25 protein-coding genes are annotated in these 25,509 nt (G+C 65.2%); 16 read left to right on the top strand and 9 right to left on the bottom strand.

The window, feature by feature from the left end; all coding sequences use genetic code 11:
- The first annotated feature begins 149 nt into the window (after positions 1-149).
- The 6 genes from pcaF (at position 150) to I6F28_RS23445 (ending at position 6,865) form a co-directional block, all read left to right on the top strand.
- Complete coding sequence (gene pcaF / locus I6F28_RS23470; RefSeq protein ID WP_036002283.1) at positions 150-1,358, top strand: 3-oxoadipyl-CoA thiolase; 1,209 nt, start codon at positions 150-152, stop codon at positions 1,356-1,358.
- 100 nt (positions 1,359-1,458) lie between these two features.
- The gene (locus I6F28_RS23465; RefSeq protein WP_225141296.1) at positions 1,459-2,352 is read left to right on the top strand and encodes a dioxygenase family protein; all 894 of its coding nucleotides are present in this window, start codon (positions 1,459-1,461) and stop codon (positions 2,350-2,352) included.
- Between the two features lie 123 nt (positions 2,353-2,475).
- Positions 2,476-3,177, top strand: coding sequence for a protocatechuate 3,4-dioxygenase subunit beta (gene pcaH / locus I6F28_RS23460; RefSeq protein ID WP_109142086.1), 702 nt, complete (start codon positions 2,476-2,478; stop codon positions 3,175-3,177).
- On the top strand, positions 3,178-3,780 hold the full coding sequence (gene pcaG, locus I6F28_RS23455) for a protocatechuate 3,4-dioxygenase subunit alpha (protein ID WP_225141294.1): 603 nt from the start codon (positions 3,178-3,180) through the stop codon (positions 3,778-3,780).
- Positions 3,781-4,044: 264 nt separating this feature from the next.
- Positions 4,045-5,733 carry a methyl-accepting chemotaxis protein gene (locus I6F28_RS23450; RefSeq protein WP_225141293.1) on the top strand — a complete coding sequence of 563 codons (1,689 nt, stop codon included), beginning with the start codon at positions 4,045-4,047 and terminating at the stop codon, positions 5,731-5,733.
- A 70-nt stretch (positions 5,734-5,803) separates the two neighbouring features.
- The gene (locus tag I6F28_RS23445; RefSeq protein WP_225141291.1) at positions 5,804-6,865 is read left to right on the top strand and encodes a phosphotransferase; all 1,062 of its coding nucleotides are present in this window, start codon (positions 5,804-5,806) and stop codon (positions 6,863-6,865) included.
- 64 nt (positions 6,866-6,929) lie between these two features.
- Here the strand turns inward: I6F28_RS23445 and I6F28_RS23440 are convergent, their stop codons facing one another.
- Genes I6F28_RS23440 through I6F28_RS23430 form a run of 3 tightly spaced genes read right to left on the bottom strand, consistent with a single transcriptional unit; the run spans position 6,930 to position 10,141 of the window.
- Positions 6,930-8,486 (bottom strand): MDR family MFS transporter, encoded by a 1,557-nt coding sequence (locus tag I6F28_RS23440; RefSeq protein ID WP_249782035.1) that lies wholly within the window; start codon positions 8,484-8,486, stop codon positions 6,930-6,932.
- Between the two features lie 16 nt (positions 8,487-8,502).
- Positions 8,503-9,666 carry an HlyD family secretion protein gene (locus I6F28_RS23435; protein ID WP_225141287.1) on the bottom strand — a complete coding sequence of 388 codons (1,164 nt, stop codon included), beginning with the start codon at positions 9,664-9,666 and terminating at the stop codon, positions 8,503-8,505.
- Complete coding sequence (locus tag I6F28_RS23430) at positions 9,659-10,141, bottom strand: MarR family winged helix-turn-helix transcriptional regulator (protein ID WP_225130546.1); 483 nt, start codon at positions 10,139-10,141, stop codon at positions 9,659-9,661. The genes I6F28_RS23435 and I6F28_RS23430 overlap by 8 nt, the downstream gene beginning before the upstream one ends.
- 155 nt (positions 10,142-10,296) lie before the next feature.
- On the opposite strand from I6F28_RS23430, the gene I6F28_RS23425 reads away from it, so the two are divergent.
- From I6F28_RS23425 to I6F28_RS23410, 4 genes are all read left to right on the top strand, one after another.
- Positions 10,297-10,791, top strand: a complete 495-nt coding sequence (locus tag I6F28_RS23425) for a Fur family transcriptional regulator (protein ID WP_036002259.1) — start codon at positions 10,297-10,299, stop codon at positions 10,789-10,791.
- Positions 10,792-10,827: 36 nt separating this feature from the next.
- Positions 10,828-11,781: a DMT family transporter gene (locus tag I6F28_RS23420; RefSeq protein WP_225141285.1), complete on the top strand. Its 954-nt coding sequence runs from the start codon at positions 10,828-10,830 to the stop codon at positions 11,779-11,781.
- A gap of 13 nt (positions 11,782-11,794) precedes the next feature.
- Complete coding sequence (gene ispG, locus I6F28_RS23415) at positions 11,795-13,078, top strand: flavodoxin-dependent (E)-4-hydroxy-3-methylbut-2-enyl-diphosphate synthase (RefSeq protein ID WP_036038529.1); 1,284 nt, start codon at positions 11,795-11,797, stop codon at positions 13,076-13,078.
- Between the two features lie 146 nt (positions 13,079-13,224).
- Complete coding sequence (locus I6F28_RS23410; RefSeq protein WP_225141283.1) at positions 13,225-14,121, top strand: TauD/TfdA dioxygenase family protein; 897 nt, start codon at positions 13,225-13,227, stop codon at positions 14,119-14,121.
- Between the two features lie 99 nt (positions 14,122-14,220).
- Here the strand turns inward: I6F28_RS23410 and I6F28_RS23405 are convergent, their stop codons facing one another.
- Positions 14,221-14,976: an outer membrane protein gene (locus I6F28_RS23405; protein WP_225113312.1), complete on the bottom strand. Its 756-nt coding sequence runs from the start codon at positions 14,974-14,976 to the stop codon at positions 14,221-14,223.
- 396 nt (positions 14,977-15,372) lie between these two features.
- On the opposite strand from I6F28_RS23405, the gene I6F28_RS23400 reads away from it, so the two are divergent.
- Complete coding sequence (locus tag I6F28_RS23400; RefSeq protein ID WP_225130537.1) at positions 15,373-16,185, top strand: N-acetylmuramoyl-L-alanine amidase; 813 nt, start codon at positions 15,373-15,375, stop codon at positions 16,183-16,185.
- A gap of 108 nt (positions 16,186-16,293) precedes the next feature.
- Here the strand turns inward: I6F28_RS23400 and I6F28_RS23395 are convergent, their stop codons facing one another.
- The 3 genes from I6F28_RS23395 to I6F28_RS23385 all read right to left on the bottom strand — a co-directional run bounded on the left by I6F28_RS23395 (position 16,294) and on the right by I6F28_RS23385 (position 19,363).
- Positions 16,294-17,901: a Na+/H+ antiporter gene (locus I6F28_RS23395; protein WP_225141281.1), complete on the bottom strand. Its 1,608-nt coding sequence runs from the start codon at positions 17,899-17,901 to the stop codon at positions 16,294-16,296.
- Positions 17,902-17,947: 46 nt separating this feature from the next.
- The gene (gene bla / locus I6F28_RS23390) at positions 17,948-18,805 is read right to left on the bottom strand and encodes a class A beta-lactamase (protein WP_225141279.1); all 858 of its coding nucleotides are present in this window, start codon (positions 18,803-18,805) and stop codon (positions 17,948-17,950) included.
- Between the two features lie 183 nt (positions 18,806-18,988).
- On the bottom strand, positions 18,989-19,363 hold the full coding sequence (locus I6F28_RS23385; protein ID WP_036038516.1) for a nuclear transport factor 2 family protein: 375 nt from the start codon (positions 19,361-19,363) through the stop codon (positions 18,989-18,991).
- A 94-nt stretch (positions 19,364-19,457) separates the two neighbouring features.
- Here I6F28_RS23385 and I6F28_RS23380 point away from each other — a divergent pair, with 94 nt between their 5' ends.
- Together I6F28_RS23380 and I6F28_RS23375 are read left to right on the top strand one after the other, a co-directional pair.
- Positions 19,458-19,886 carry a GFA family protein gene (locus I6F28_RS23380; RefSeq protein ID WP_192893035.1) on the top strand — a complete coding sequence of 143 codons (429 nt, stop codon included), beginning with the start codon at positions 19,458-19,460 and terminating at the stop codon, positions 19,884-19,886.
- Between the two features lie 182 nt (positions 19,887-20,068).
- Positions 20,069-21,862: a caspase family protein gene (locus I6F28_RS23375; RefSeq protein WP_225141277.1), complete on the top strand. Its 1,794-nt coding sequence runs from the start codon at positions 20,069-20,071 to the stop codon at positions 21,860-21,862.
- 79 nt (positions 21,863-21,941) lie between these two features.
- Here the strand turns inward: I6F28_RS23375 and I6F28_RS23370 are convergent, their stop codons facing one another.
- Positions 21,942-22,865, bottom strand: coding sequence for a polyprenyl synthetase family protein (locus I6F28_RS23370; RefSeq protein WP_036038510.1), 924 nt, complete (start codon positions 22,863-22,865; stop codon positions 21,942-21,944).
- Between the two features lie 161 nt (positions 22,866-23,026).
- Here I6F28_RS23370 and mtgA point away from each other — a divergent pair, with 161 nt between their 5' ends.
- The 3 genes from mtgA to I6F28_RS23355 all read left to right on the top strand — a co-directional run bounded on the left by mtgA (position 23,027) and on the right by I6F28_RS23355 (position 24,836).
- Positions 23,027-23,701: a monofunctional biosynthetic peptidoglycan transglycosylase gene (mtgA, locus tag I6F28_RS23365; RefSeq protein WP_225141275.1), complete on the top strand. Its 675-nt coding sequence runs from the start codon at positions 23,027-23,029 to the stop codon at positions 23,699-23,701.
- Positions 23,702-23,872: 171 nt separating this feature from the next.
- Positions 23,873-24,055 carry a 50S ribosomal protein L32 gene (gene rpmF / locus I6F28_RS23360; RefSeq protein WP_007598106.1) on the top strand — a complete coding sequence of 61 codons (183 nt, stop codon included), beginning with the start codon at positions 23,873-23,875 and terminating at the stop codon, positions 24,053-24,055.
- A gap of 139 nt (positions 24,056-24,194) precedes the next feature.
- Positions 24,195-24,836, top strand: a complete 642-nt coding sequence (locus I6F28_RS23355) for a hypothetical protein (protein WP_036002287.1) — start codon at positions 24,195-24,197, stop codon at positions 24,834-24,836.
- A gap of 226 nt (positions 24,837-25,062) precedes the next feature.
- On the opposite strand, the gene I6F28_RS23350 is transcribed toward I6F28_RS23355, so the two are convergent.
- Positions 25,063-25,323 carry a hypothetical protein gene (locus I6F28_RS23350; protein WP_036002219.1) on the bottom strand — a complete coding sequence of 87 codons (261 nt, stop codon included), beginning with the start codon at positions 25,321-25,323 and terminating at the stop codon, positions 25,063-25,065.
- Positions 25,324-25,509 lie beyond the last annotated feature (186 nt).

Below are 25,509 nucleotides of genomic sequence, written 5' to 3'. Positions count from 1 at the left end.
ACAAATGGATTCCGGGTTTGCGCCAAATGGCGCGCCCCGGAATGACGTCTGCTCCGCGAAACCGTCAATTGACCTGCCGCGGGCGCCCTCCTAAAACTCCGCCGACATTGAAGAATTTGGCCGGATCGCGGCATTCAGGGAGAACAACGATGCGTGACGTCTTTATCTGCGATGCCGTGCGGACCCCGATCGGCCGTTTCGGCGGCTCGCTCGCCAAGGTGCGCGCCGACGATCTCGCCGCCGCCCCGATCAAGGCGCTGATGGCCAAGCACCCCAATCTCGATTGGGCACAGGTGGACGAGGTGTTCTTCGGCTGCGCCAACCAGGCCGGCGAGGACAATCGCAACGTCGCGCGCATGGCGCTGCTGCTGGCGGGCCTGCCGGATTCGGTTCCCGGCCAGACTCTGAACCGGCTCTGCGCCTCGGGCCTCGATGCGGTCGGCGCCGCGGGCCGCGCCATTCGTTCCGGCGAGATCGATCTCGCGATTGCCGGCGGCGTCGAATCGATGACCCGCGCGCCCTTCGTGATGGGCAAGGCGCAGGAAGCCTTCTCGCGCTCGGCCGAAATCTTCGACACCACGATCGGCTGGCGCTTCATCAATCCGCTGCTGAAGGCGCAGTATGGCGTCGATGCGATGCCGGAGACCGGCGAGAACGTCGCCGAGGAGTTCCAGGTCTCGCGCGCGGACCAGGACGCCTTCGCCATCCGCTCGCAGCAGCGCGCAGGCGCAGCGATCGCCGCCGGCTATTTCGCGGAAGAAATCACGCCCATCACCATTCCCGGCGGCAAGGCCGGCCCGATCACCATCGACAAGGACGAGCATCCGCGCCCCGAGACCACGCTGGAAGGTCTCGCCAAGCTGAAGCCGATCGTGCGCAATCCCGGCACCGTCACCGCCGGCAATGCCTCCGGCGTCAATGACGGCGCCGCCGCAATGATCCTGGCCTCGGAAGCCGCGGTCAGGAAGCACGGCCTTACGCCCCGCGCCCGCATCCTCGGGCTCGCCTCGGCCGGCGTGCCGCCGCGGATCATGGGCATCGGCCCGGTGCCGGCGACCCGCAAGCTGATGGAACGGCTGGCTAAGAAGATCAGCGATTTCGACCTGATCGAGCTGAACGAAGCTTTCGCTTCGCAGGGCATCGCCTGCATGCGCCAGCTCGGCGTCGCCGATGACGCCGATTTCGTCAATCCGCATGGCGGTGCCATCGCGCTTGGCCATCCGCTCGGCATGAGCGGCGCCCGCCTCGCGCTCACCGCCGTGCACGGCATGGAGAAGCGCGGCGGCAAGCTCGCACTCGCCACGATGTGCGTCGGCGTCGGTCAGGGCGTCGCGGTCGCGATCGAAAAGCTGAATTGAACTCTCTCCTTCGCCTCTCCCCGCTCTTTGCGGGGATAGGCGAAGAGCCCGGGCTCGCGCATTTCTCTCGCGTTCCGGAAAGACAGGGAGAAAATAGCCTGTGATCATCGAGCGCGAGAAGGACGTCACGGCCGCGGCCCTGGCGGTAATGGAGCGGACATCCGATCCGCGGCTGCGCGAGATCATGCTCTCCCTGGTCAAGCATTTGCACGCCTTCGTCCGCGATGTCAGGCTGACCGAGAAGGAGTTCCGCGACGCCGCGGCGATTGTGGCCGAGCTCGGCAAGCTGACCACCGACACGCATAACGAAGTCGTGCTGATGGCGGGGTCGCTCGGCGTCTCCTCGCTGGTGTGCCTGCTCAACAACGGCGATCAAGGCAATACGGAGACCGATCAATCATTGCTCGGGCCGTTCTGGCGGTTGAATTCGCCCCGGGTCGAGAATGGCGGATCGATCGTGCGCTCGGAGACACCGGGGGCCACGCTGTTCGTCAGCGGCCACGTCACTGGCAAGGACGGCCGGCCCGTCGGGGGTGCCGAGGTCGATGTCTGGCACGCCTCGCCGGTCGGCCTCTACGAGAACCAGGACCCCGAGCAGGCCGACATGAACCTGCGCGGCAAGTTCACGACCGATTCTGACGGGCGCTTTTCCTTCCGCTCGGTGATGATGGTCGGCTATCCCATTCCGACCGATGGTGTCGTCGGCCGCCTGCTCGCGGCGCAGGCCCGCCACCCCTATCGTCCCGCGCATCTGCATGCCCTGATCTTCAAGCCGGGATTCAAGGTGCTGATCTCGCAGGTCTATGATCCCAGCGACCCCCATATCGACAGCGACGTGCAGTTCGGTGTGACACAGGCGCTGATCGGCAAGTTCGTGCGCCACGATACGCCGCATCCGACGGCGAAGGACGCCTCATTGCCCTGGTATTCGCTCGACCATACCTACCGGCTCGAGGCCGGAGAGGCCGTGCTTCCGCGTGCGCCGATCAGGTAGCAGCGGCCGGCTGCCATGCGCGGGAACGCCGCCAAACCGGCTTTCCCAAATTAGTTATATCCTATAATGATTGGCGGAAGAGTTGACCGGCCGGACCGAAAACGGCCGGGGAGGAGTTCGCCAATGACATTCATCTATCCCACCGGCAGCAACGCGGCGCATCCGCTGCCGCTGTCGCCCGACTACAAGAGCTCGATCAAGCGCGCGCCGAACAAGCCCTTGATTCCGATGCCCCATACGCTGTCGGAGCTGACCGGGCCGGTCTACGGCCACGAGACCGTGCGCGAGGGCGACAACGACCTCACCCGCCAGCACGCGGGCGAGCCGCTCGGCGAGCGCATCATCGTGCATGGCCATGTGCGCGACGAGGACGGCCGCGGCGTGCCGAACTCGCTCGTCGAGATCTGGCAGGCCAATTCCTGCGGCCGTTATGTCCACGTCCGTGATCAGCATCCGGCGCCGCTCGATCCGAATTTCACCGGCGCGGGCCGCACCGTGAGCGATGCGTCCGGCTATTATCGCTTCGTGACGATCAAGCCTGGCGCCTACCCTTGGGGCAATCACCACAATGCCTGGCGTCCAGCGCACATCCATCTGTCGGTGTTCGGCCATTCCTTCGTCACGCGCCTGGTGACGCAGATGTATTTCCCGAACGACCCCTTGTTCCCGTTCGACCCGATCTTCAACTCGGTGCCGGACGAGAAGGCGCGAGCGCGGATGGTCTCGTCGTTCGACTTGGAGAATACCCAGCCCGAATGGGCGCTGTGCTACCGCTTCGACATCGTGCTGCGCGGCAAGGACGCCACCCCCATGGAGAACCATTAAGTGCAAGAGTCCGCGAAGCCCGACGGGATCACCCCATCGCAGACGGTCGGTCCGTTCTTCAAATACGGCCTGACGCCGACCGGCGAGTACGCCTGGAACGACGCGTTCACCAATTCGACGCTGACGCCCGATGTCACCGGCGATCGCATCCGCATCGAGGGCCGGGTGTTCGATGGCGACGGCGTGGCCGTCCCCGATTGCATGCTGGAGATCTGGCAGGCGGATGCGCAGGGCCGCTTTGCCGATCCCCAGGACAAGCGCGCGCTGCCGAATGCGAGCTTCCGCGGCTTTGCCCGCTGCGGCACTGACAAGGACGGCAACTATTCCTTCGAGACCATCAAGCCGGGTGTCGTGCCCGATCCTGCTGGCAAGCCGCAGGCGCCGCACATCCTGGTTGCGGTGTTTGGCCGCGGCATGCTCAGGCATCTCTACGCCCGCATCTATTTCAGCGACGAGGCCGGCAACGCCGCCGATCCCGTGCTGGCGCTGGTGCCGGCTGACCGCCGCGCCACGCTCACTGCGGTCCGCGAGGCCGGCAAGCCGGTCTACCGGCTCGACCTGCACCTGCAGGGCGACAACGAGACGGTGTTCTTCGACGTATGAGGGCAGGGCGTGCCGGGGAGGCCTGCTCCTCGGCACACATATCTCATTCGGCGCATCGGAGCCGGTGCTGCGTTGCCGCATCAGACTCGAACGTTGATTTTTGCGCGGTTGTGCGTCAGCCTCGCTGACTCAATACCGATGACTTGACGCCTAATCTCCGTATTCATGCGGGGTTCGTGAAATACAATTCCGGCGCGAATCAATCCCGTATTTACCGTAGTCGTCTAGGGTGGCCGCAGTTTCGACGCCGACCTGGATTGTTTCATGAAATTTCGTCTGTCCTTGTCCTCTGCGATCGTCGCGTTTGGCATCGTTCTCGCCATTGGTTTCGCCGCCGTTGTTTCGACCAGCCTGTACGCCCTAAAAGAGCTCAAGGTCGGCGGTCCGCTCTATTCCGACATCAAGCTCGGCAATGACCTCATCGCCGACATCCTTCCGCCGCCCGAATACATCATCGAAGCCTATCTCGAGGCGACGCTGGCCATGCGCGAGCCGGATCAGCTGGCGGCCCACGGCGAGCGTCTGGTCCAGCTCCGCAAGGACTACGACGAGCGCAAGGCGTTCTGGGTCTCCTCCAGCCTCTCGGCCGACCTCAAGACCGCGCTGGTGTCGAAATCCGATGCGGAGGTGCAGAAATTCTGGAAGGCATCGGATCAGCTTCTGCCCGCCCTCAAGGCCAAGGACGCGGCGGCTTCCGAGCGCGTCTATGCGCAGCTCAAGGAGGCCTATACCGCGCATCGCGCCGTCATCGACAGCATCGTCGAGAGTGCTAACAAGCGGAATGCCGCCATGGAGAAGCTGGCCGCGGACCGCGACAGCGCGATGCTCTATATCCTCCTCGGCGTCTCCATCGCCGTCCTCGCCTTCGTTACCGCCGGCCTGCTGGGTGTTGCCCTCGGCGTGGTGCGCCCGATCGTGCGCATGACGGACACGATGCAGAAGCTCGCGACCGGCGATCTCGCCGCCGAGATTCCGTTCGCGCAGCGCCAGGACGAGGTCGGCTCGATGGCGGGCGCGCTTGTGGTGTTCAAGCAGGCGGCGGTCGAGAACTCCCGTCTGCGCGAGGAGCAGTTGCGGCAGGAACGGGCGGCGGCGCTCGCCAAGCGCTCCGCCCTGCACCAGATGGCCGAAACGGTCGAGCGCGAGACCGGCCGCTCGGTCGATACCGCGACTGCGGCGACGCAGGGCGTGGAGCAAGCCGCCTCCGGCCTCTCTGAGATCGCAAAGTCGCTCTCTGCGCAGTCGCAGGCGGTGGCGGCGGCCTCGACCCAGGCGCTCGGCAGCTCGCAGGCCGTCTCCGCTGCGGCCGAAGAGTTGAGCGCCTCGATCCGCGAGATCACGAGCCAGGTCGCGCGGACCAGCACCGTCACCAAATCGGCCGTCGCCGGCCGCGAGCAGGCGCGTTCGACCATTCAGGCGCTGGCCGGATCGGTGAAGAAGATCGCGGAGGTCTCCGACCTCATCGGCGGCATCGCAGGCCAGACCAACCTCCTCGCGCTCAACGCGACGATCGAGGCGGCGCGCGCCGGCGAGGCCGGCCGCGGCTTCGCGGTGGTTGCCGCCGAGGTGAAGTCCCTGTCCGACCAGACTGCCAAGTCCACCGAGGAGATCGGCCGGCTGATTGCCGAGATCCAGGCCTCGACGCAGGCCGCGGTCGACGCCGTCGAGGCCATGGGAGGCCACATCATCGAGATCGACGGCGTGGCGACATCGGTCGCTGCCGCAATGGAAGAGCAGGATGCCGCGACCCGGGAGATCACGCGGTCGATTTCCGAATCGGCCTCCGCCGCACAGGAGGTCTCGGCCAAGATCGGCGACGTCAGCCGCGATGCCGCCTCCGTCAACCAGCGCGCCGCGGATGTGAGGCAGGCGATCGCCGGGATGACGGCCAATCTCGATCAACTGCGCGCGATCGTCGTGCGGACGGTGCGCGACTCGACCGCCGCAGCCTGAGCCGGCGGCAGCCGCTGGTGCCCGGGCATGTGATCGTGCAGTATGACGCGGGACAGGGGCATCGTGGTTCATGACATCTCCACAATTGCCGGCGGTCGTTGAGCCCGCTCGACTGACGGCCGCGCTGCGCCGGGGCGGCGCGCTGGATGCAGGCGCCGTCCGCGAGGTGAAGGTGCTGCATCAGCGCGACACAGTGGTGTCGCATATCGTCAGGCTCGGGCTGCGCTATGTCGGCGAATCCGCCGGTGCTCCGCAGTCGCTGATCCTGAAGACTCCAAATTCCGCCTTCGCCAAGCGCCTCGCCGATGGCGGCCGGCGCGAGGTGGACTATTACACGCAGCTGCTGCCCAAGATGCCGCCGGGACTCGTCCCGCACTGCTTTGACGGGCATTTCGACGAGGACAGCCTCGCCTGGCATCTGCTGCTGGAGGATCTCACCGACAGCCACGAGGTCGCGACAACCTGGCCCGTGCCGCCGTCGCGCGAGCAGACCCTCGCCATCGTCACCACGCTGGCGCGCTGGCACGCAGCCTGGTGGGACCATCCGAGCCTCGGCGACACCGTCGGCACCTGGGCGAGCGTGGAGGACAGCGCGCAACGGATGGAGACGTTTGCGGGACATTACGATCGCTTTGCCGATCTCCTCGGCGATCGCCTCGGCGAGGAGCGGCGGATCATCTACCGTCGGCTCATCGACCAGTCGGAGCGGCTGTCCCAGCGTTACCATTCACGCCGCCACCTCAGCATCACCCATGGCGACGCCCATGTCTGGAATTTCCTGCTGCCGCGCACGGGCGTCGACGACACCGTTCGCATCTTCGATTTCGATCTTTGGAGCATCAACGTTCCGACCCACGACCTCGCCTACATGATGGCGATGCATTGGTATCCGGAACGCCGGCACGCGCTCGAACGGCTGCTGCTCAATCTCTACCATGACACGCTGGTCGAAAGCGGTATCACCGGCTACACGCGCGGCGCGCTCGATCGCGACTACCGCTGGGCGGTGCTCTGGCAAATCACGCGGCCGGTCTGGCAGTGGAGCATCAACCTCCCGCCGCTGATCTGGTGGAATAATCTGGAACGGGCGTTTGCGGCCGTGGACGATTTGGGCTGCGAGGAGCTGTTGTAGCGCTGTTGTGTCCCGGACGCGGTGCAACGTGTAGCGCTGCGCTGCGTCCGGGGCCCGAGATCCGCTACTCCATCACCGCATGCTCCGGCCCCGCCGCCTGCTTGCGCAGCGTGGCTTTGGTCGAGCCGATCAGCAAAGCGAGCGGGATGGTGCAGAGGATGAAGAGCATCACCAGCTGGTAGTCGTGCGCGAAGGCGATGATCTGCGCCTGCACGTTGACCATTCTGTCGGCCATGGCGCGGCCGGTGTCGGTCGACAGATTGATGATGCCGCTGACGCCGGGCATCTGCAGTGCGTGGTTGAACGGGTTGATGTGCTCGGACAGGATCGCGTAGGTCCATCGCGTGCCTTGCGTCAATTGCGCGATCACGACGGAAATGCCGACCGAGCTCGCGACGTTGCGCATCAGGGTCAGCATCGCGGTGCCGTCGGTGCGCAGCTCGTTCGACAGTGTCAGGAACGCCACGGTCGAGAGCGGCACGAAGACGAGGCCGAAGCCAAAACCCTGGATGACGCTGACGGTGACGATCTCCGGCACCTGGGTCAGATCGGTCCAGCCGGTCATCTGGAACAGCGAGCCCGCCGTCAGCGTCAGGCCGCAGATGATCAGCGTGCGCGCCTCGATATAACGCATCATGCGGCCGACCAGCATCATGGCGAAGAAGGTGCCGATGCCGCGGGTCGCCAGCAGCAGGCCGGCGGTGATGATGGGATAGCCGATCACGTTCTGCATGTAGGGCGAGGCGAGTGCCATGGTCGAGAACAGGACGAGCCCCATCACGATCATGAACAGGCAGCCGGTGACGAAGTTGCGGTCCCGGAACAGGGCGAAGCGGATGAACGGGGTCGAGGTCGTGAAGGAATGCGCGAGGAAGAAGTAGAACGCGACGGCCGAGACGATGAACTCGGCGAGGATCTCGTTCGATTCCAGCCAGCCCAATTGCTCACCGCGGTCGAGCGCGAGCTGGAGCGCGCCGATCGCGACCGCCAGCGCGGCGAAGCCGAACCAGTCGAATTTGAGGCTGAAATCCTTCCTGGTCTCGTCCATGAAGACGACCAGCCCGAGCACGGTGATGATGCCGAACGGCAGGTTGACGAAGAACACCCAGTGCCAGGAATAGGTCTCGGTGAGCCAGGCTCCCAGCGACGGTCCCATGATCGGACCCATCATCACGCCCATGCCCCAGATCGCCATCGCCTTGGCGCGTTCCTGAAGCGTGTAATAGTCGAGCATGACCGATTGCGACAGCGGTACCAACGCTGCGCCGAACACGCCCTGCAGCAGGCGGAACAGCACCATCTGGTTGATGTCCTGCGCGAGGCCGCACAGCACCGATGCCATGGTGAAGCCGGCCGAGCAGATGATGAAGATGCGCTTGCGGCCGAAGCGGTTGGCGATCCAGCCCACCGGCGCCGTCATGATCGCGGCGGCGACGATGTAGGAGGTCAGCACCCAGTTGATCTGGTCCTGCGAGGCCGACAGCGTGCCCTGCATGTAGGGGAGGGCGACATTGGCGATGGTCGTGTCGAGCGCCTGCATGATGGTCGCGGTCATGGCGCAGATCGTCACCATGTTCCGGCGCAGGCCGGGGACCATCAGGCTGGCATTGGGGCCGGACATCGCGCCAGTCCTTGTCTTATTCTTTATCCTGGCCCGCGGTCGCGGACAGGCCGAGCAGGCCGGCAAGCGACCGCCGATGACCGGTGTCGATGGTGGCGTAGACGCTCATGCCGGCTTTCAGCTTCCGCACATATTTGTCGGTCTCGTCGAAATAGATGCGGATCGGCACACGCTGCACCACCTTGACGAAATTGCCCATGGCGTTCTGCGGCGGCAGGATCGCGAATTGCGCGCCGGTGCCGGGCGAGAGCGAGCCGATCTTGCCCTTGAAGACATGGTTCGGGAACGCGTCGACCTCGAGCGTGACGGACTGGCCTTCGGTGACATAGGTGAGGTCGCTCTCCTTCGGATTGGCGTCGACCCAGGGATGGGCGACGTCGATGATGGAGAACACCGGCGTGCCGGCGGGCACATAGCGGCCGAGCTGAATCTGCTCGACCTGCGTCGCCACTCCATCCATCGGCGCGCGCAGCACGGTGTGGTCGAGGTTGCGCTGCGCGTCATCCAGCTTGGCTTTCGCCTGAGCGTAGGGCGGGAATTGCTCGAGCGGCAGGTCGGGGTTGCCGAGCAACTGGGTCTTCGCGTTGGAGAGCTGCTGCTTGATGTATTGCGCCTGCGCCCCGGCGGTGACCAGCGCATTCGAGGCATTGTCGAGATCGAGCTGCGAGCCGAAATTGTTTTTCACCAGCGCCTGCTTGCGCTCGACGTCGCGCTGCTTCAGATCGATGCCCTGCTGGGCGAGGCCCAGCATGTCGCCGTAGATCTTGATGTTGGCGACGAGGTTGTCATAGGTCGTGCGCGCCTGCGCGAGCTGCGCCTTGGCCTCCTCGACCGCGAGGCGGAACGGAACCGGGTCGATCTCGAACAGTTCGTCGCCGCGCTTGACCGACTGGCCCTCCTTCACGACCACTTTCAGGATCTTGCCGGAGATGTCGGGCGTCACCAGCACCTTCTGTGCGCCGACATAGGCATTGTCGGTGCCGACATAGCGGCCCCCATGCAGATAGAAGGTGACGCCGCCGATGGCGACAATGACCGGCAGCACGACCAGGAGCAGGAAACGGCGATAGCGGCGCAGGCCCGCCAGCAGGCGGCGGCGCGGATCGGTGCCGGCCTTCTTGGTCGGCTTGCCGCTGTCGCTCTTCTGCTCGGGCTGCAACTTGACGACCTGATCAGCCATGGCGCTGCTCCTTGCGTGCTTGCTCCGCGCCGGATGCCTGGATCGCGGTTCGCACGTTTTCCTTGATGGTTTCGAGCTGGGTGAGGAGGCGGTGCGCGTCCGCCGGATTGATGCCGTCGAGCGCGTTCGCCGTCAGCTCCGACTTCAGGCCGCTCATGCGGCCGAGCAATTGCCGCCCGGCCTTTTTGAGGTACAGGCGCTTGACCCGGCGATCCGAAGCGTCGCTGCGGCGCTCGATCCAGTCGTTGTCGCAGAGCTTGTCGATCAGCCGTGTCAGCGTGATCGGCTGCATCTCCAGGAGCTCGGCGAGCTCGGACTGCTTCATGCCCTCGCTGCGCTCCACCTTGGCCAGCACCGCCCATTGCGCCCGGGTGATGCCGAAGCGCGAGGCCTCCTTGTCGGCATAGACGCGCAAGAGGCGATAGAGCTCACCGACCGTGAACAGGAAATTCTGGTCGACCGACCCGCGCGTCATGAGCGTCGTCTCCAATAAGCTTGAATATTATAAGCAAGCTTATGATTAATTCACGGACCGGGGGCGCGGTGCTGTCCCGCGGGAGGAGCATGGCTGGCAGCCGGACGGCTCGTCGTGCTTTGGGTTCCCCCGCCGAAATGCTAGAAGACGGCGACATGAGCCTCGCAAAGCCGGCATTCCCCGCGCCCGACCATGATCACGGCCGCTGCACCGCGGACGCGCTTGCGCATGCCGAGGTGGTCTGCCAGCAGCGCGCGCAGAAATTCACGCCGATCCGCCGCCAGGTGCTTGGTGCCTTGCTCTCCAGCCACCGCCCGCTCGGCGCCTACGAAATCATCGACGAGCTTGCCAAGTCGATGGCGCGGCCGGCACCGATCACGATCTATCGTGCGCTCGACTTCCTGATGGCCAACGGCCTCGTGCATCGCATCGAAAGCCGCAACGCCTATCTCGCTTGCGCAGCCCACGACCACGATTCGACCTCCGCGGTGGCGTTCCTGATCTGCGAGCGCTGCGGCCTGGTCGGCGAGATCTCCTCGGCGTCCTTCGCCAAGGACCTCAACGCCGCCGCGCGCAGCTCAGGCTTCGCGCCAAAGCTGTCTGTGGTGGAGATCACGGGCGTCTGCACGCATTGTCAGAAAATGTCTTGAAGCAACAACGGCGCAAAGCCGGATTTTTGGGAAGAAATGTCCGCACCTCAAGCCATACCGTCCGCCGGCCGTCCCCTCAGTGCCGGCGCCATCGCCCTGATGCTCATGCTATGCCTGACCTGGGGATTCAACCAGATCGCGGTGAAGCTGGTGCTGCCGGACATTCCGCCGATGCTCCAGGCCACCATCCGCTCGATGGGCGCGCTGCCGGTGCTGTTCCTCATCGGCACCTTTCGCGGTGTCAATTTTTTCGAACGTGACGGCACCTGGAAGCCCGGCCTGATCGCCGGGCTGATGTTCGGCATCGAGTTCGTGTTGATCTTCCAGGGGCTGCACTTCACGTCTGCTTCTCGTGCGGTGGTGTTCCTCTACACCGCGCCGTTCTTCGTGGCGCTCGGCTCCTACCAGGTGCTCGGCGAGCGTCTCGGTGGCGCGCAATGGCTCGGCCTTGCCATCAGCTTTGCCGGCGTGGCGCTTGCGATCGGCGTGCCGCAGCCCAATGTCGATTCGCAGGTTCTGCTCGGCGATCTCATGATCGTCGGGGGCGCCGCGCTGTGGGCCGCGACGACGCTGGTTGCCAAGGGCACGCGGCTGCGCTTCGCCGCGCCCGAGAAGGCCCTGGGTTATCAGGTCGCGACCTCGATCCCGATCCTGGGGCTGGCGGCCTGGCTGTTCGGCGAATCCATCACCCACACTCCGTCGCCGCTGTCGCTCGGCCTGATGGCGTTCCAGGCGATCTGGGTGGTCGGAACCACGTTCACGCTTTGGTTCGCGCTGGTGAAGGCCTATTCGGCCAGCAAATTGTCCGCTTTTACCTTCATCACCCCTTTGTTTGGCGTGGTGGGTAGCTATTTCATCATGCACGACACCCTCAGCCTGACATTCGGGGCCGCAGCGGTCCTTGTAATTGCTGGGCTTTTTCTGGTTAACCGTCCCAGCCCATCAGCTGCGGCGCCGCGTGATGCATTGCTGAACGTCACCAAAACCTGATATTTGGACCGCCATGAACAAGCTCGAAAACCCTCTCGATTCAGACATTGCGGGCCCGGCGCCCCGGCATCGGACCACCCAGGTCAAGGTCGGCAACGTCGCTGTGGGCGGCGGTGCGCCGATCGTCGTGCAGTCGATGACCAACACCGATACCGCCGATGTCGAAGGCACCATCGCCCAGGTCGCAGCGCTCGCGCGCGCCGGCTCCGAAATGGTCCGCATCACCGTGGACCGCGAGGAGGCTGCGGCCGCCGTTCCGCACATCCGCGACGGCCTCGCCAAGCGCGGCATCACTACGCCCCTGATCGGCGACTTCCACTATATCGGCCACAAGCTCCTCGCGGCCTATCCGGCCTGCGCCGAGGCCCTGGCCAAATACCGCATCAATCCCGGCAATGTCGGCTTCAAGGACAAGCGCGACACCCAGTTCGCCGACATCATCGAGATCGCGAACAAGAACAACAAGCCGGTGCGCATCGGCGCTAATTGGGGCTCGCTCGACCAAGAGCTTTTGACCAAGCTGATGGACGAGAACGCGGCCTCGCCCAACCCGCGCGACGTGCGCGCGGTGACGCGCGAGGCCATGGTGCAGTCGGCGCTGCTCTCGGCGGCGCGCGCCGAAGAGCTCGGCATGCCCAAGGACCGCATCATCCTCTCGGCAAAAGTCTCGGCGGTGCAGGATCTTATCGCGGTCTATCAGGATCTCGCGTCCCGTTCGGACTACGCCATCCATCTCGGTCTCACCGAGGCCGGCATGGGCTCGAAGGGCATCGTTGCGTCCTCGGCCGCGCTCGGCATCCTCTTGCAGCAGGGCATCGGCGACACCATCCGAATCTCGCTGACGCCCGAGCCCGGCGGCGACCGCACCCGCGAGGTGCAGGTCGGCCAGGAGCTCCTGCAGACCATGGGCTTCCGCACTTTCGTGCCGCTGGTTGCCGCCTGCCCCGGCTGCGGCCGCACCACCTCGACCACGTTCCAGGAGCTGGCCCGCTCGATCCAGGATTTCATCCGCGACGAGATGCCGACCTGGAAGACCAAATATCCCGGCGTGGAAGAGCTCAACGTCGCGGTGATGGGCTGCATCGTCAACGGCCCCGGCGAGTCCAAGCACGCCAATATCGGTATCTCGCTGCCCGGCACCGGCGAAGCGCCGGCCGCGCCCGTCTTCGTCGACGGCAAGAAGTTCCGCACGCTGCGCGGCCCGACCATCTCCGCCGACTTCAAGGCGCTGGTGATCGACTACATCGACCAGCGCTACGGCCAAGGCGCCAAGGTGCCGGCTCCTGCGGCAGAGTAGGCGCTCCTCAACATCGGAATCGTAGGGCGGGTTAGCACAGCCTAACCCGCCTATTTTTTTGCGGGCGCGAGGTGGCGGGTTACGCTTCGCTACCCGCCCTACGTTGCTACGATGGCTCCCAATCAAGAACGATCGGGAGACACGCCATGAGCTCACTCGCCGGCAAGCAGGGCCCGCGCTATCGTCACACCGCTGAAGACGGCGCGCCGTACGAGACCATCGTCGTCGAGAAGCTCACCCCCATCATCGGCGCGGAAATCTCCGGCGTTGATATCGGCAAGCTCGTCTCGGACGATGCCCGCTCCAACCGGCAGATGGACGAGATCCACCGCGCGCTCGCCGAGAACCTCGTCATCTTCTTCCGCGACCAGCACATCACGCCGCAGCAGCATCTCGCCTTCGGCCGCAAGTTCGGCGAGCTGCATTTTCATCCCGCCGCCCCGCATGAGGACGAAGACCCCGCCTTGATGAAGATCTATGCGGACAAGAACTCGCCGCGCGCCAATGGCGAGGGCTGGCACTCCGACGTGTCCTGCGATCTCGAGCCGCCGATGGGCTCGATCCTCTACATCAAGCAATGCCCGCCCCGCGGCGGCGACACGCTGTTTGCCAACATGTACGCGGCCTATGAGGCGCTGTCGGAGCGCATGAAGGCCTATCTCGACGGCTTGACGGCGCTGCATGACGGCGAGCCGATCTATCGCGGCCTCTATGCCAATTATGGCGTTGCCGATCGTCCCTCCTATCCCCATGCCGAGCATCCCGTCGTGCGCACGCATCCGGTCACGGCGAAGAAGGCGCTCTACGTCAACCGCGGCTTCACGCGCCACATCAACGGCATCCCGCGCGACGAGAGCGACGCAATGCTCGCCTATCTCTACCAGCACGCCGAGAACCCGCTGTTCCAGTGCCGCTTCCGCTGGACCGAGAACGCCATCGCCTTCTGGGACAACCGCTGCACCCAGCACCGCGCGATGTGGGACTACTGGCCGCACACACGCTCGGGCACGCGCGTGACGGTGAAGGGAGAGCGGCCGGTCTAATGGGCCGGGCTCGGGAGACCAACATCAATCAGTCAGCTTCGCGCAAAGGAAAGCCCCGGACGCGAGACCGGGGCTTCGTTTGTCGAAGAAGTGCCAAAGTCAGTATTTGGCGACGATCGGGCCACCGAAGCGGTAATTGATACGGGCGGTGACAATGTCGACATCCTGGCGGATCGTATCACCGCGCGTGACCCCCGGAACGATCGACGAGCTAAAGGTGATGTCGCGATGGCCCATGAACAGGTGATCGTATTCGAGCGCCAGCGACCAGTTCGGCGCGAAACCGAATTCGATGCCGGTGCCTACGACGCCGCCCCAGCGGGTCTCGGTGGCGCGATCAAACACCAAGCCGATGCTGGTGATCACGCCCTCGTACTTGTCGCGGGTGACGGCGGCGCCGCCCTTCACGTACCAGAGAACGTTGTTCCAGCTGTAGCCGACCTGGCCGGTGAATAGGCCGAGCGCATCAACCTCGGAGCGGTTGGTGAAATTGCCGTAGAACAAGCTGGAATTGGAGCCGGTGAAGTCGGCCCAGTTGCCCTGCGCCTCAACACCGAACACCCAATTGGTGGCCTGCCAGCGATAGCCGATCTGACCACCGACGGTGGCGCCGCTCGCATTGTGGCAGCCTTCCCGGAAGGGCGGCGCAACGGTGAAGCCGGCATCGTTGTAGATATCCCAGCACTTGTCGGCCCAGCCACCACCGCCGTTGATGCCGACGTAGAAGCCGCTCCAGTCGTAGATGGGGGCGATTGCGGGTGCCTTGGTGTAGGGTCGGGCTGCAAGGTCAGCGGCCGACGCCGCGCCTGTGAACAGCGCCATCAGAGCGGCGGTTGCGAATGCGAGTTTCTTCATTTGACCCCGTAGACATTCAATGGACGATTCGAATTCAAACCCGCCCTAAATACCGGCTAGTTGCGCGTTCGTCCGTCGCTCCGCCGCAACAGTCGCCGACAATCTCCGCGAGCGCGGGAATCGCGCGATTGCCAGTGCCGCATCGCGCAACGACACAATCGGCATTTTCATTTCGTCTCAAATACTTAACTGCCGACGCGATGGTCGGCCTGATCGCCCAAGACAGGGGGCGCCCTGGGTCAGACCGCGCGTTGACGCTCGGACCTCCCTGCGTCAAGGTGACCAAAAGCAAAAAGCACCGCCGAAGGTCGCGTCATCTTTCGTCCCGAAAGACTACAACTTCCTCACCGAAAGCGGTCCCGGCACCGGCATGCGTGAGCAGCAGCGGAGTAGCGCTTGAGGCACCTGCGGAGCGTCATCGTCGGGCTGGTCGCCTCGATCGTTCTGTCATCGCTTGCATTCGTCACGGCCGGCGAGGCTGCTATCGCGCGCAAGAGTGCGAGACATGAGCCGAAACCCTCACCTTCATTCAAGTGCGAGACGCCCAAATTCCGGATCGTCGTGGATGTCGGCCACACGCCGGACTCCTACGGTGCATTGAGCGCACGCAACGATCCGGAGTTTGGCTTCAACTTCCGCCTCGCACGGCTCATCACGGCCAAGCTCAAGGCCGAGGGCTTTGCCGCAACCCGCCTGCTCGTCACCGACGGCAAGGCACGGCCGAGCCTGTTCAAGCGCGTCGGCGCTGCAAACGAAGGCCGCGCCGATCTGTTCCTGTCGGTCCATCATGATTCGGTGCCGGACAAGCTGCTCGAGACCTGGGAATTCGACGGCGCAAAGAGCTATTTCAGCGATCGCTTTTCGGGCCACTCGCTGTTCGTGTCGCGGCAGAATCCGCACTTTGCCGCCAGCCTGATGCTGGCCAGGATGATCGGCCGGCAATTGAAGCAGCAGGGCCTGCACTATGCCAGCCAGTACACGCTGCCGGTGATGGGCCGCTACCGGCGCCAGCTGCTCGACAAGGATGTCGGCGTCTACCGCTATGACGGGCTGGTCGTGCTGTCGCGCACGCGAAGCGCCGCCGTGCTGCTCGAGGCGGGCTCGATCATCAATCGCGACGAGGAAATGGAGATGAACTCGCCGGAGCGACACGAGGCGGTCGCACAAGCCGTCGCGGTCGCGATGAGGGAGTTTTGCGAGAGACGGTAGTTGGCCCTGCCGGTTCAGCAGCAGTCATTGCGAGCGCAGCGAAGCAATCCAGAGTCCTTCCGCAGAGGCAGTCTGGATTGCTTCGCTGCGCTCGCAATGACGAGGAAGCTACAGCGGCCCGGCTCGATATTCCCTATTCGCCAGGCTCGCCTCCTCCAGATCCAGATCGCGCTCGATCCGCCGCCGCGTCTCGTCGGTGATCTGGCCGTCGCGCAGCAGCTTATGGATGAATTTGCGCTCGGCGGCGATCAGGTCGCGGGTCAGAGCGGTGCCGGCGGCAGAGATGTCGTGACGGTTGGGATCGAGCGAGTCCGGGAGCTGGTTGAAGCGGATCTCGTGGCGGGCGCGCAGCAGCCGCATCACCTCGTCGGAAACCTCTATTTCCGCCGTGAGCGCGTCGAGCGATTTCAGCGCGGCCTCCAGCGCCTGACGGCGCGCGGCGATCTCCGCTTCGTGCTCGGCGGCATGCTCGTGACGACCGGCTTCGGCGACGCCGAGCCACCGCACGATCGGCGGCAGCGTCAGGCCGACGCCGATCAGCGTCACGAAGATGACACCGAAGGCGACGAACAGGATCAGGTCGCGATACGGAAACGCTTCGCCATTCGGCAGCGTGAACGGCAGCGCCAGCGCGGCGGCCAGCGACACCGCGCCGCGCACGCCGGTGAAGGCGAGCACGAACGGCCATTGCCATGGCGGCGAAGGATCGCGCTCGCGCAGCGACCTGGAGAGCATTCGCGGCAGATAAGTTGCGGGATAGAGCCAGGCAAAACGCGCGATCACGACGATCACCAGGACCAATGCGGTTGCGATGAGAATGTCGTCGAGCGGAAAAGTCTTTGATTTCTCGTAGAGCGCGCGCATCTGGAAACCGGTGAGCAGGAACAGCATGCCCTCGATCAGGTAGATCACGAGATCCCAGAAGAAGATGCCTTGCAGGCGCGTCGCCGAGGAGATCAGCAATGGGCCGTTCCAGCTGACATAGAGCCCGCAGGCCACCGTTGCGATCACGCCGGAGCCGCCGATATGCTCGGGCAGCCAGTACGAGACATAGGGCGTGATCAGCGACAGCGTCAGCTCGACCTGCGGATCTCCGGACCATTTGCGAAGGCGCAAGGAGAGCCAGCCGACGCCGATGCCGAAGGCGATCTCGCCGGCGACGATGAGGAGGAATTCACCGGCCGCGAGCGGCAGTGAGAAATGGCCGACGAGGATCGCGGCGAGCGCGAAGCGGTAGAGGATCAGCGCGGTGGCGTCGTTGGCGAGACCTTCGCCTTCGAGCACGACCAGGATGCGGCGCGGCATGTTCAGCCGGCGCGCGATCGCGAGCGGCGCCACCACATCGGGCGGCGCGACGATGGCCCCGAGCAGGAAGCCGACGGTCCAGGGCAGGCCGATCATGTAGTGTGTGGCGGCCGCCACCATCGCCGTGGTGAAGATCACGGCGCCGACCGCGAGCAGCACGATCGGACGCAGGTTCTTCTTGAATTCGCGCCAGCTCATCGCGACGCTGGCCGAGTAGATCAGTGGTGGCAGCACCACCAGCAGCACCAGCTCCGGCGGCAGCTCCACAGTCGGCATGCCCGGCACGAAAGCGAGGCCGACGCCCGCCAGCATCAGCAGGATGGCAGGGGCGACGTTGAAGCGTCGCGCGGCCAGTGCCACGCCTGCCAGCACGGCCAGCAGGATGAGAAAGGTCTGAAACTTCGCTTCCATGATGGTCTGTCTTGACCCGGAAGCGACGGCTAGGTCAATGCGCGGCTCACGCCAGCCGCTCGGCCACCATCCGCCCAATCCGCGCGAACGCGGATGCGATCTGCGCCGCGCTCGGCGTGCCGCCCTGGGTATAGGCCGCGATCAGGATCGGCGTATCCGCCTTCGGCCAGGCGACCGCGATGTCGCCCGAGGCGTCCTTGCCGTTGTTGCCGGTCTTGTCGCCGATCTTCCAGCCTGCCGGGAGTCCGCCACGCAGGCGATTTGCGCCGGTCTTGCAGTTCACCATCCAGTCGGTGAGCAGGGCCCGCGAAGCAGGCGACAGCGCCTCGCCCGCGACCAGCCGGCGCAAATTTCCCGCCATCGCCGCCGGCGTCGTGGTGTCCCGGGGGTCGCCGGGTTGCGAGCGGTTGAGCTCGGGCTCGTTGTGGTCGAGCCGCGAGGTGGTATCGCCGAGCGACCGCCAGAAGGCGGTCAGCGCGGCGGGGCCGCCGATCCGCGCCAGCAGCAGATTGGCGCAGGTGTTGTCGCTGAGCTCGACGATGGCCTTGCACATCTCGCCGACCGACATCTTGCCGGCCGCGAGATTTTCCCTCGCCACCGGCGCGTATTCCAGCAGATCCGCCTGGCCATAGGGGATCATGGCCGCGAGCTGCTCCTCGCCGCGATCGACCCGCGCCAGCACGTTGGCGGCGAGCGAAGCCTTGAACGTCGAGCACATCACGAACCGTTCGTCGGCGCGCCAGGCGAGCTTCTTGCCGGTTGCGAGATTCTCCGCATAGAGCCCGATCCGCCCGCCGCTCTCGCGCTCGTAGGATTCGAATTCTGATGGGGCATCCCCGGCGAGCGCAGGGGAGGCGGCCAACCAGGCGAATGAGGCGAGCAGGGCGCGGCGGTCGACAAGCATGGTGATTTCCAGGCGAGCAGGGGTGGGAGATGGAGCGGACGCTGCATCCGCGTCGTCATTGCGAGCGCAGCGAAACAATCCAGACTGTCTCCGCGGTGAGATTCTGGATTGCTTCGCTGCGTTCGCAATGACGGAGAATTGGATAGCGAGTGCGTCCGAATTCGGGCAGCAGGACGGCGCCCGTCACTCCCTCAAATCATATCGGTACGACTTCGACACGATCTGCCAGCCGTCGGCGAGCTTCATCGCCACGAGATAGTCGGTGAAATAGCGCGGCGGCAGCTGGCAGCGCACCTTGATGAACGCGGTCTTGTCGTCCGACCGGTCGATGGTGACGATGAAATCCTCGCGCGGCTTGCCTTCGGCCTTGGCCGAGGCGCGCTTGCGCACGCGGTCGAGCCAGTCCGGCACGGTCAGAACCTGGAGCTCGCCCTTTTCGACCCAGCGCAGATCGGCGGAGGGATGGAAGATGGCGCCGAGCTTGTCGGCGTTGCCCTCGTAAAGTCCGTCAAAATAGGATTGCACGACGGCTTCGACGCTCGACCGGTCCTGGCTCATGGGTCGTTCCTTTGCATGATAACTTCGGGCCAACTTAGTCGTACACGTTGAAATGCGCTATGGGTGTGTCAGCGATTTGCGCGAAGGCGTCACGATGGCAGAATCAGAAAATTCGAACGCTCGCATTCTTGTCGGCGAATGCTTTTGCCGCGCCGTGCGCTTCGAGGTGGCCGACGCATTCGCCTATGCGATGAACTGCCACTGCTCGAACTGCCGGCGCACCACCGGTGCCGCCTTCAAGCCCTTCGCCGGCATCCGGCAAGACAGGCTTCGCATTGTTAGGGGCGGCGACCTCCGGATGATTTTCGGCGACGACACCACCCATGACGCGCATTGTGGCCGCTGCGGCTCGCTGCTCTATTCCCGGGTCCGGGAAGGAGAGTGGGTCCACGTCGCCATGGGAACCCTGGTCGATGCCCCCTCCATCCGGCCGAGCGCCCATATTTTCGTCGGCTCGAAGGCGCCCTGGCATGAAATTACGGACGACCTGCCGCAATATCGGGAGCACATCGGGGTTGTCTGACGGAACCCGGTCCGCACCGCCGTCCGTTGGCGAACCGCGACAGCGCTGGCGCGACAAACAAGAGAGGTCGTACGGCCTGCCGCCGGGGTCCGCTTCGTGACCTCCATCACAAGCGCCGGCGGAGGATGTTGCTAAAGCGGTCCCAAAGGGCCGGACGGCCCGGAACCATCGGAAGTCGTGTCATGCGCAGCTTGCTCAGACTTTGTCAGCTTTTCGTCGCCCTCGGCCTGATGTTCGGCGCCGGGCCGGCTGTTGCCGGAAAGCGCGTGGCGCTGGTGCTGGCCAATTCGGCCTATCAGCACGCGCCCTCGCTCGCCAATCCTGTCAATGACGGGTCGGTGATGGCCAAGACCCTGAAGGAGGCCGGCTTCGACGTCGTCGACTCCCGGCACGATCTGTCGGCGCTGGAGACACGGCGCGTGCTGCGCGACTTCGCCGACGCGACCCGCGACGCCGAAATCGCCGTGGTCTACTACGCCGGCCACGGCATCGAGGTGGAGGGCTCGAACTATCTGATCCCGGTGGATGCCAAGCTCGAGCGGGACACCGACGTCTTTGACGAGGCGCTCTCCCTCGACCGTGTCCTGGTCGCGGTCGAGCCCGCCAAGCAATTGCGTCTGGTGATCCTCGATGCCTGCCGCGACAATCCGTTCAGCAAGCGGATGAAGCGCACGGTCGCTTCGCGCGGCATCGGCCGCGGCCTCGCCCAGGTCGAGCCGTCCAGCCCCAACACGCTGATCGCCTATTCGGCCAAGGCCGGCTTCACCGCGCAGGACGGCGACGGTGCCAACAGCCCGTTCACCATCGCGCTGTCGAAGCATCTGACGACGCCGGGCCTCGACGTCCGCCGCGCCTTCGGCTTCGTGCGCGACGATGTGCTGAAGTCCACTGGCAACAAGCAAGAGCCGTTCGTCTACGGCTCGCTGGGTGGCGAGGACGTGCCGCTGGTGCCGGTCAAGCTGGCGCCGGCGGCGCCCGTAGCCAATCCCCAGGCCGATATCCGCCGCGACTACGAGCTCGCGCTCCAGGTCGGCAACCGTCCGGCGTGGGAAGCTTTCCTCGCCCAGCATCCCGACGGGTTCTATGCGAGCCTTGCCAAGCTCCAGCTCGAGAAGATCGGCGCGGAGCAGGCGCATGCGGCGGCGATCGCGAAAGCGAAGCAGGCCGAGGCCGAGCGCGACCGCCTTGCTGCGCTCGGCGCGCAGAAGGATGCGCAAGCCAGGGCCGCGGCCGATGCGAAGGCCGCCGAGCAGGCGCAGCTTGCTGCGCAGAAGGCCAAGGAGCAGGCCCAGCAGCAGGCGGCCGCCGCCGAGCAGCAGCGCGTCAACCTCGCCGCCACGGCGCCGGGCGTTGCGCCGGGCAACACCACGAGCGCCTCCGGCACCAACGTCGCCGCGCTCACCCCGGCGACCGCGCCGGCTGACCTCAACCGCTCGGTGCAGAGCGAGCTCGGCCGCGTCGGCTGCTTCTCCGGGCAGGCCGACGGCAATTGGAATACGTCCTCGCAGCGGTCGCTGTCGCAGTTCAACCGCTATGCCGGCACCAAGCTCGACGTGAAGGTAGCGAGCACCGATGCACTCGATGCGGTCAAGGCCAAGCCGTCGCGGGTCTGCCCGCTGGTCTGCGAGCACGGTTTCAAGGCCGAAGGCGACAAGTGCACCAGGATCGTTTGCGGCAACGGCTATGTCCTGAACGACGACAATGAATGCGAGAAGAAGCGCGCCGCCAAGCCGGCGTCAAAGCCCGCGACCTCGCGGCGCGACGACGGCGAGGACCGCCCCGCACGGCAGCGGGCCGGTGCTGCAGCGGGCGGCTACGGTGCAGCCGCGGCGGCTGGCGCGGGCCGTGCCTCGAGCGGCAGTGGTCAGATCTTTTGCAACGCTCTGCTCTGCCGGCCGGTCAGGCCCGGTTGCCGCCTCGTTTATCGCGGCGGCGGCGGCCCCCACGTCGACGCCAATGTCGAGGTCTGCAACTGAAATGGCACGGCTTTCCTGACCACTCGAACAATAACCTAAAGCGCGATGACGATTCATCCTGATCGCATCGCGCTTTAGCTCAGTTCTTCCGCTCGGCCACGAAGCGCGCGGCGGCCTGCAACACGGCGGCGCGGTCGCCGAAGATCGAGACGGCGCTGTCGGCGCGCGCGAGCAGGTCGCGCACGCGCTGCTTGGCGCCTTCGATCCCAAGCTGGGTCACGAAGGTGGTCTTGCCGAGCGCGGCATCGGCGCCGGCCGGCTTGCCGAGCGCGGCCGCATCGCCCTCGACGTCGAGCAGATCGTCGGCGATCTGGAAGGCTTCGCCGAGCGCGCGGCCGTAATCGTCGAGCGCCTGATATTCCGCCTTCGAGGCCTGGCCGAGGATCGCGCCGGCAATGCAGCCGTAGCGCAAGAGCGCGCCGGTCTTCATCTGCTGGATACGGGCGACGTCGATCGGCTCGTTGCCGCCAAAGCGGCCTTCGCCGGCGAGATCGAGGATCTGGCCACCGACCATGCCGCCGATGCCGGCGCAGCGCGCCAGTGCACGCGTCAAGAGCAGCCGCACATTGGCGTCGCGATGGACCTCGTCGCGGGTGATGATGTCGAAGGCGAGCGTCAGGAGGCCGTCGCCGGCGAGGATCGCGGTGGCGTCATCGGTCTGCTTGTGCAGCGTGGGGCGGCCGCGGCGCAGGTCCGAATTGTCCATGGCCGGCAGGTCGTCATGGATCAGCGAATAGCAATGGATGCATTCGAGCGCGGCGCCCACGAGCAGGGCCGCCTCGCGCGGCACGCCGAACACGGCGGCGCTCTCGACCACCAGGAACGGCCGCAGGCGCTTGCCGCCGTTGAGGCTCGAATAGCGCATTGCGTCCATCAGTCGCTTGGGCCGGGCGATTTCGTCATGCAGGATGTCGTCCGACAGCAGGCGCCCGAGCAGGGCTTCGGTGTCATCAGCGGTCTTGTCCAGACGTTTGGCGAAATCGGACGGGGACGTGCCGGTCATCAAGAAGGGCTCCAGAACTAAAATTCGGCGGGACAATCCTTTATGCGCCCGCGCCAGTCAATCGTTTGGAAGGCCTAAAAAGTGCTGGAAAAGGCCCGAATTATCACAGACTTAATGCTCCAGCCCGTGGCCGCTCGTCAGTTCGTGCCGGAAAGGTCGATTTGCGCATCGTCAAAATCCTGCTGGTGGCGCTCGCGCTCGTGGTCCTCGCACCCTATGTGATCGCGCCGTTCTACCGCACCGGCCACCCAGTTTCGACGCTGATGGCCTGGCGCAGCCTGCGGGGCGCGCCGATGCAGCGGGAGTGGATCGATCTCGCTGATATGTCGCCCTCTCTGCCGCGCGCGGTGGTGGCGGCCGAGGATGCCCATTTCTGCAAGCATCACGGCATCGATTGGGGGGCGCTGCGCGAGGCGATCGACGACGCCAGGGAGGACGGCACCGCCTTCCGGGGCGCCTCCACCATCACCCAGCAGGTCGCGAAGAACCTGTTCCTGTGGCAGGGGCGCGACTTCGTTCGCAAGGCGCTCGAATTCCCGCTGGCGCTTTGGATCGACCTCGTCTTGCCCAAGCAGCGGATTCTCGAAATCTACCTCAACATCGCCGAGCTCGGCCCGCAGGGGCAGTTCGGGGTCGAGGCGGCCAGCGCCTATGCCTTCGGCAAATCGGCCGAAAGCCTCTCGCCCCGCGAGGCGGCGCTTCTGGCCTCGATCCTGCCGAATCCGGTCAAGCGCAGCGCCCGGACCCCGGGACCGGGCGTCCGGCGGCTGGCAGCCACCTATATGGCGCGGGGGCAGGCGAGCTCGCTTGCGACCTGTTGGATGGAAAATCGCTGATTTTTGGCCCGTTCCGGGCGCATTTTCCGGCCCAAGAGCCTAGCTTTACGGTCAGCCTTCCTCTATAAGCGCGGCCTTGATCGGCATTCAGCTCGCCTCGTTATTTGCGGGTGCTGAGCCGTCCCTTCGCGGACGATGCCCTGATGACACCAATCCCTAGAGGATACTGAAATGGCCGTTCCGAGAAGAAAAACCTCGCCGTCGCGCCGTGGCATGCGCCGCTCCGCGGACGCCATCAAGAAGCCGACCTATGTGGAAGACAAGGACTCCGGCGAGCTCCGTCGTCCGCACCATCTCGACCTCAAGACCGGCATGTACAAGGGCCGCCAGGTCCTGAAGAAGAAAGAGTCCTGAAGCCAGGATCTTTCTCGGGCGGGAGATCGGACCCGCCCGATTCGGCCAACCCATGAGATAGACGGTGATGGCGGCGGAGCGGATGCTTCGCCGCTGCATTGTTCTGTCCGGATATCTTGATCGAGAAGGCATCAAGCCGATGGTCGGTTTCCCGCTGCTCCTGATTCCGCTCGCGGTCTACAACATCATCGCCTTCCTGATGCCGACCGTGTCCTTCACGGACGTGCTGTTCAAGGTGCCTATGGTGTCCGGAGAGGTCTGGCCGGTCACGCTCGCCGATCTCCTGCTCGCGCTCGGCATCGTTCTGCTGCTGCTCGAGGTGGTCAAGGGTGCGCGGCCGGGCTCGAAATTCCTGATGGATCATTTGCTGTCGCTGATCATCTTCGGCGCGGCCGCTGCCGAATTCGTGATGTGGCCCAAATTCGGCAACTCCACCTTCTTTCTGCTGGTGCTGCTGGCGATGGCGGACTTCTTCGCTGGCATCGCCCAGCGCACGCGCCGCCGAGTCACCTATGTCGCCGAGACCACGGTGCCGGCCCCTCGTAAGGCCAAGCGCAGGGCCGAAGCGCCGGCGGAAGACGTGGAGTCCGAGCGCAAGTTCGAGCCGGTGATCGCGCCGCAGCCGGCGCCGGCCGCACCTACCGCGCAATCCGTCGCCGAATCCGTGCTGATGGATCACCCGGCGCCCAAGCCCGTGCAGGGCGCCCCCTCGCCGGAAATTCCCTCGCCGCAGCTGCAGCCGGGGAACGGCACGCCGTCTTCCGACACGCCGCCGCGCTGATTTCTCTGAATTGGCTCGCATCTCACCGCCGCGGCAGTGTGCTCCCTTGCCCCGTTCTTACGGGGAGTGGGTTGGGGTGAGGGGCCTCTCTCCGCGGATGCGATAGCCGCGGCACCTGTACCCCCTCACCCGGATCGCACCGGACGATGCTTCGCATCGCCGAGTCGATCCGACCTCTCCCCGCAAGCGGCGAGAGGTAAGAAGCGCGCTCTCACTTCAATCAATCTTAAGCTACCTGACGCGTGCGCGCGCTGACGGTTCCGAGCGGGCGCTTGCTGCCATAGGCCATCAGCGCATCCTCGGAGGAGGCGCGGCGGAGCCGGCTCGTTTGCGGCAGCTGCTCGGCATTGGCGATCAATTGTGTGACGAAGCTCGGATCGGGGCGGGGCAGGGGCACCTTATGGACCCACCGCAACGTCGGCATCAGCGGCACCAAGGCCGTGCCTGTGCCGTTGTCCGCCGCGTCCGATCGATCAGTACTCAACATCGCAATCACCGTTGATCCGGCGAGACTGTCGCGTTTCGAGACGCGGGGGCCGGCGCGAGTCCTGTACTCGCAAGGCCTATGCCGGCCGGGCCGGTTTGGTTCCGACGCCTTCGGAAACGTGGTTTCCAAATTGTTTATCAACTTTGCCTAGGTTCGGCAGCGAATCTGGCTCTATCCTGTGCCGGC

The organism is Bradyrhizobium sp. NBAIM14 (assembly GCF_020193895.1).
Lineage (GTDB): Bacteria > Pseudomonadota > Alphaproteobacteria > Rhizobiales > Xanthobacteraceae > Bradyrhizobium > Bradyrhizobium yuanmingense.
This window is presented reverse-complemented; position numbering and strand designations above follow the sequence as displayed.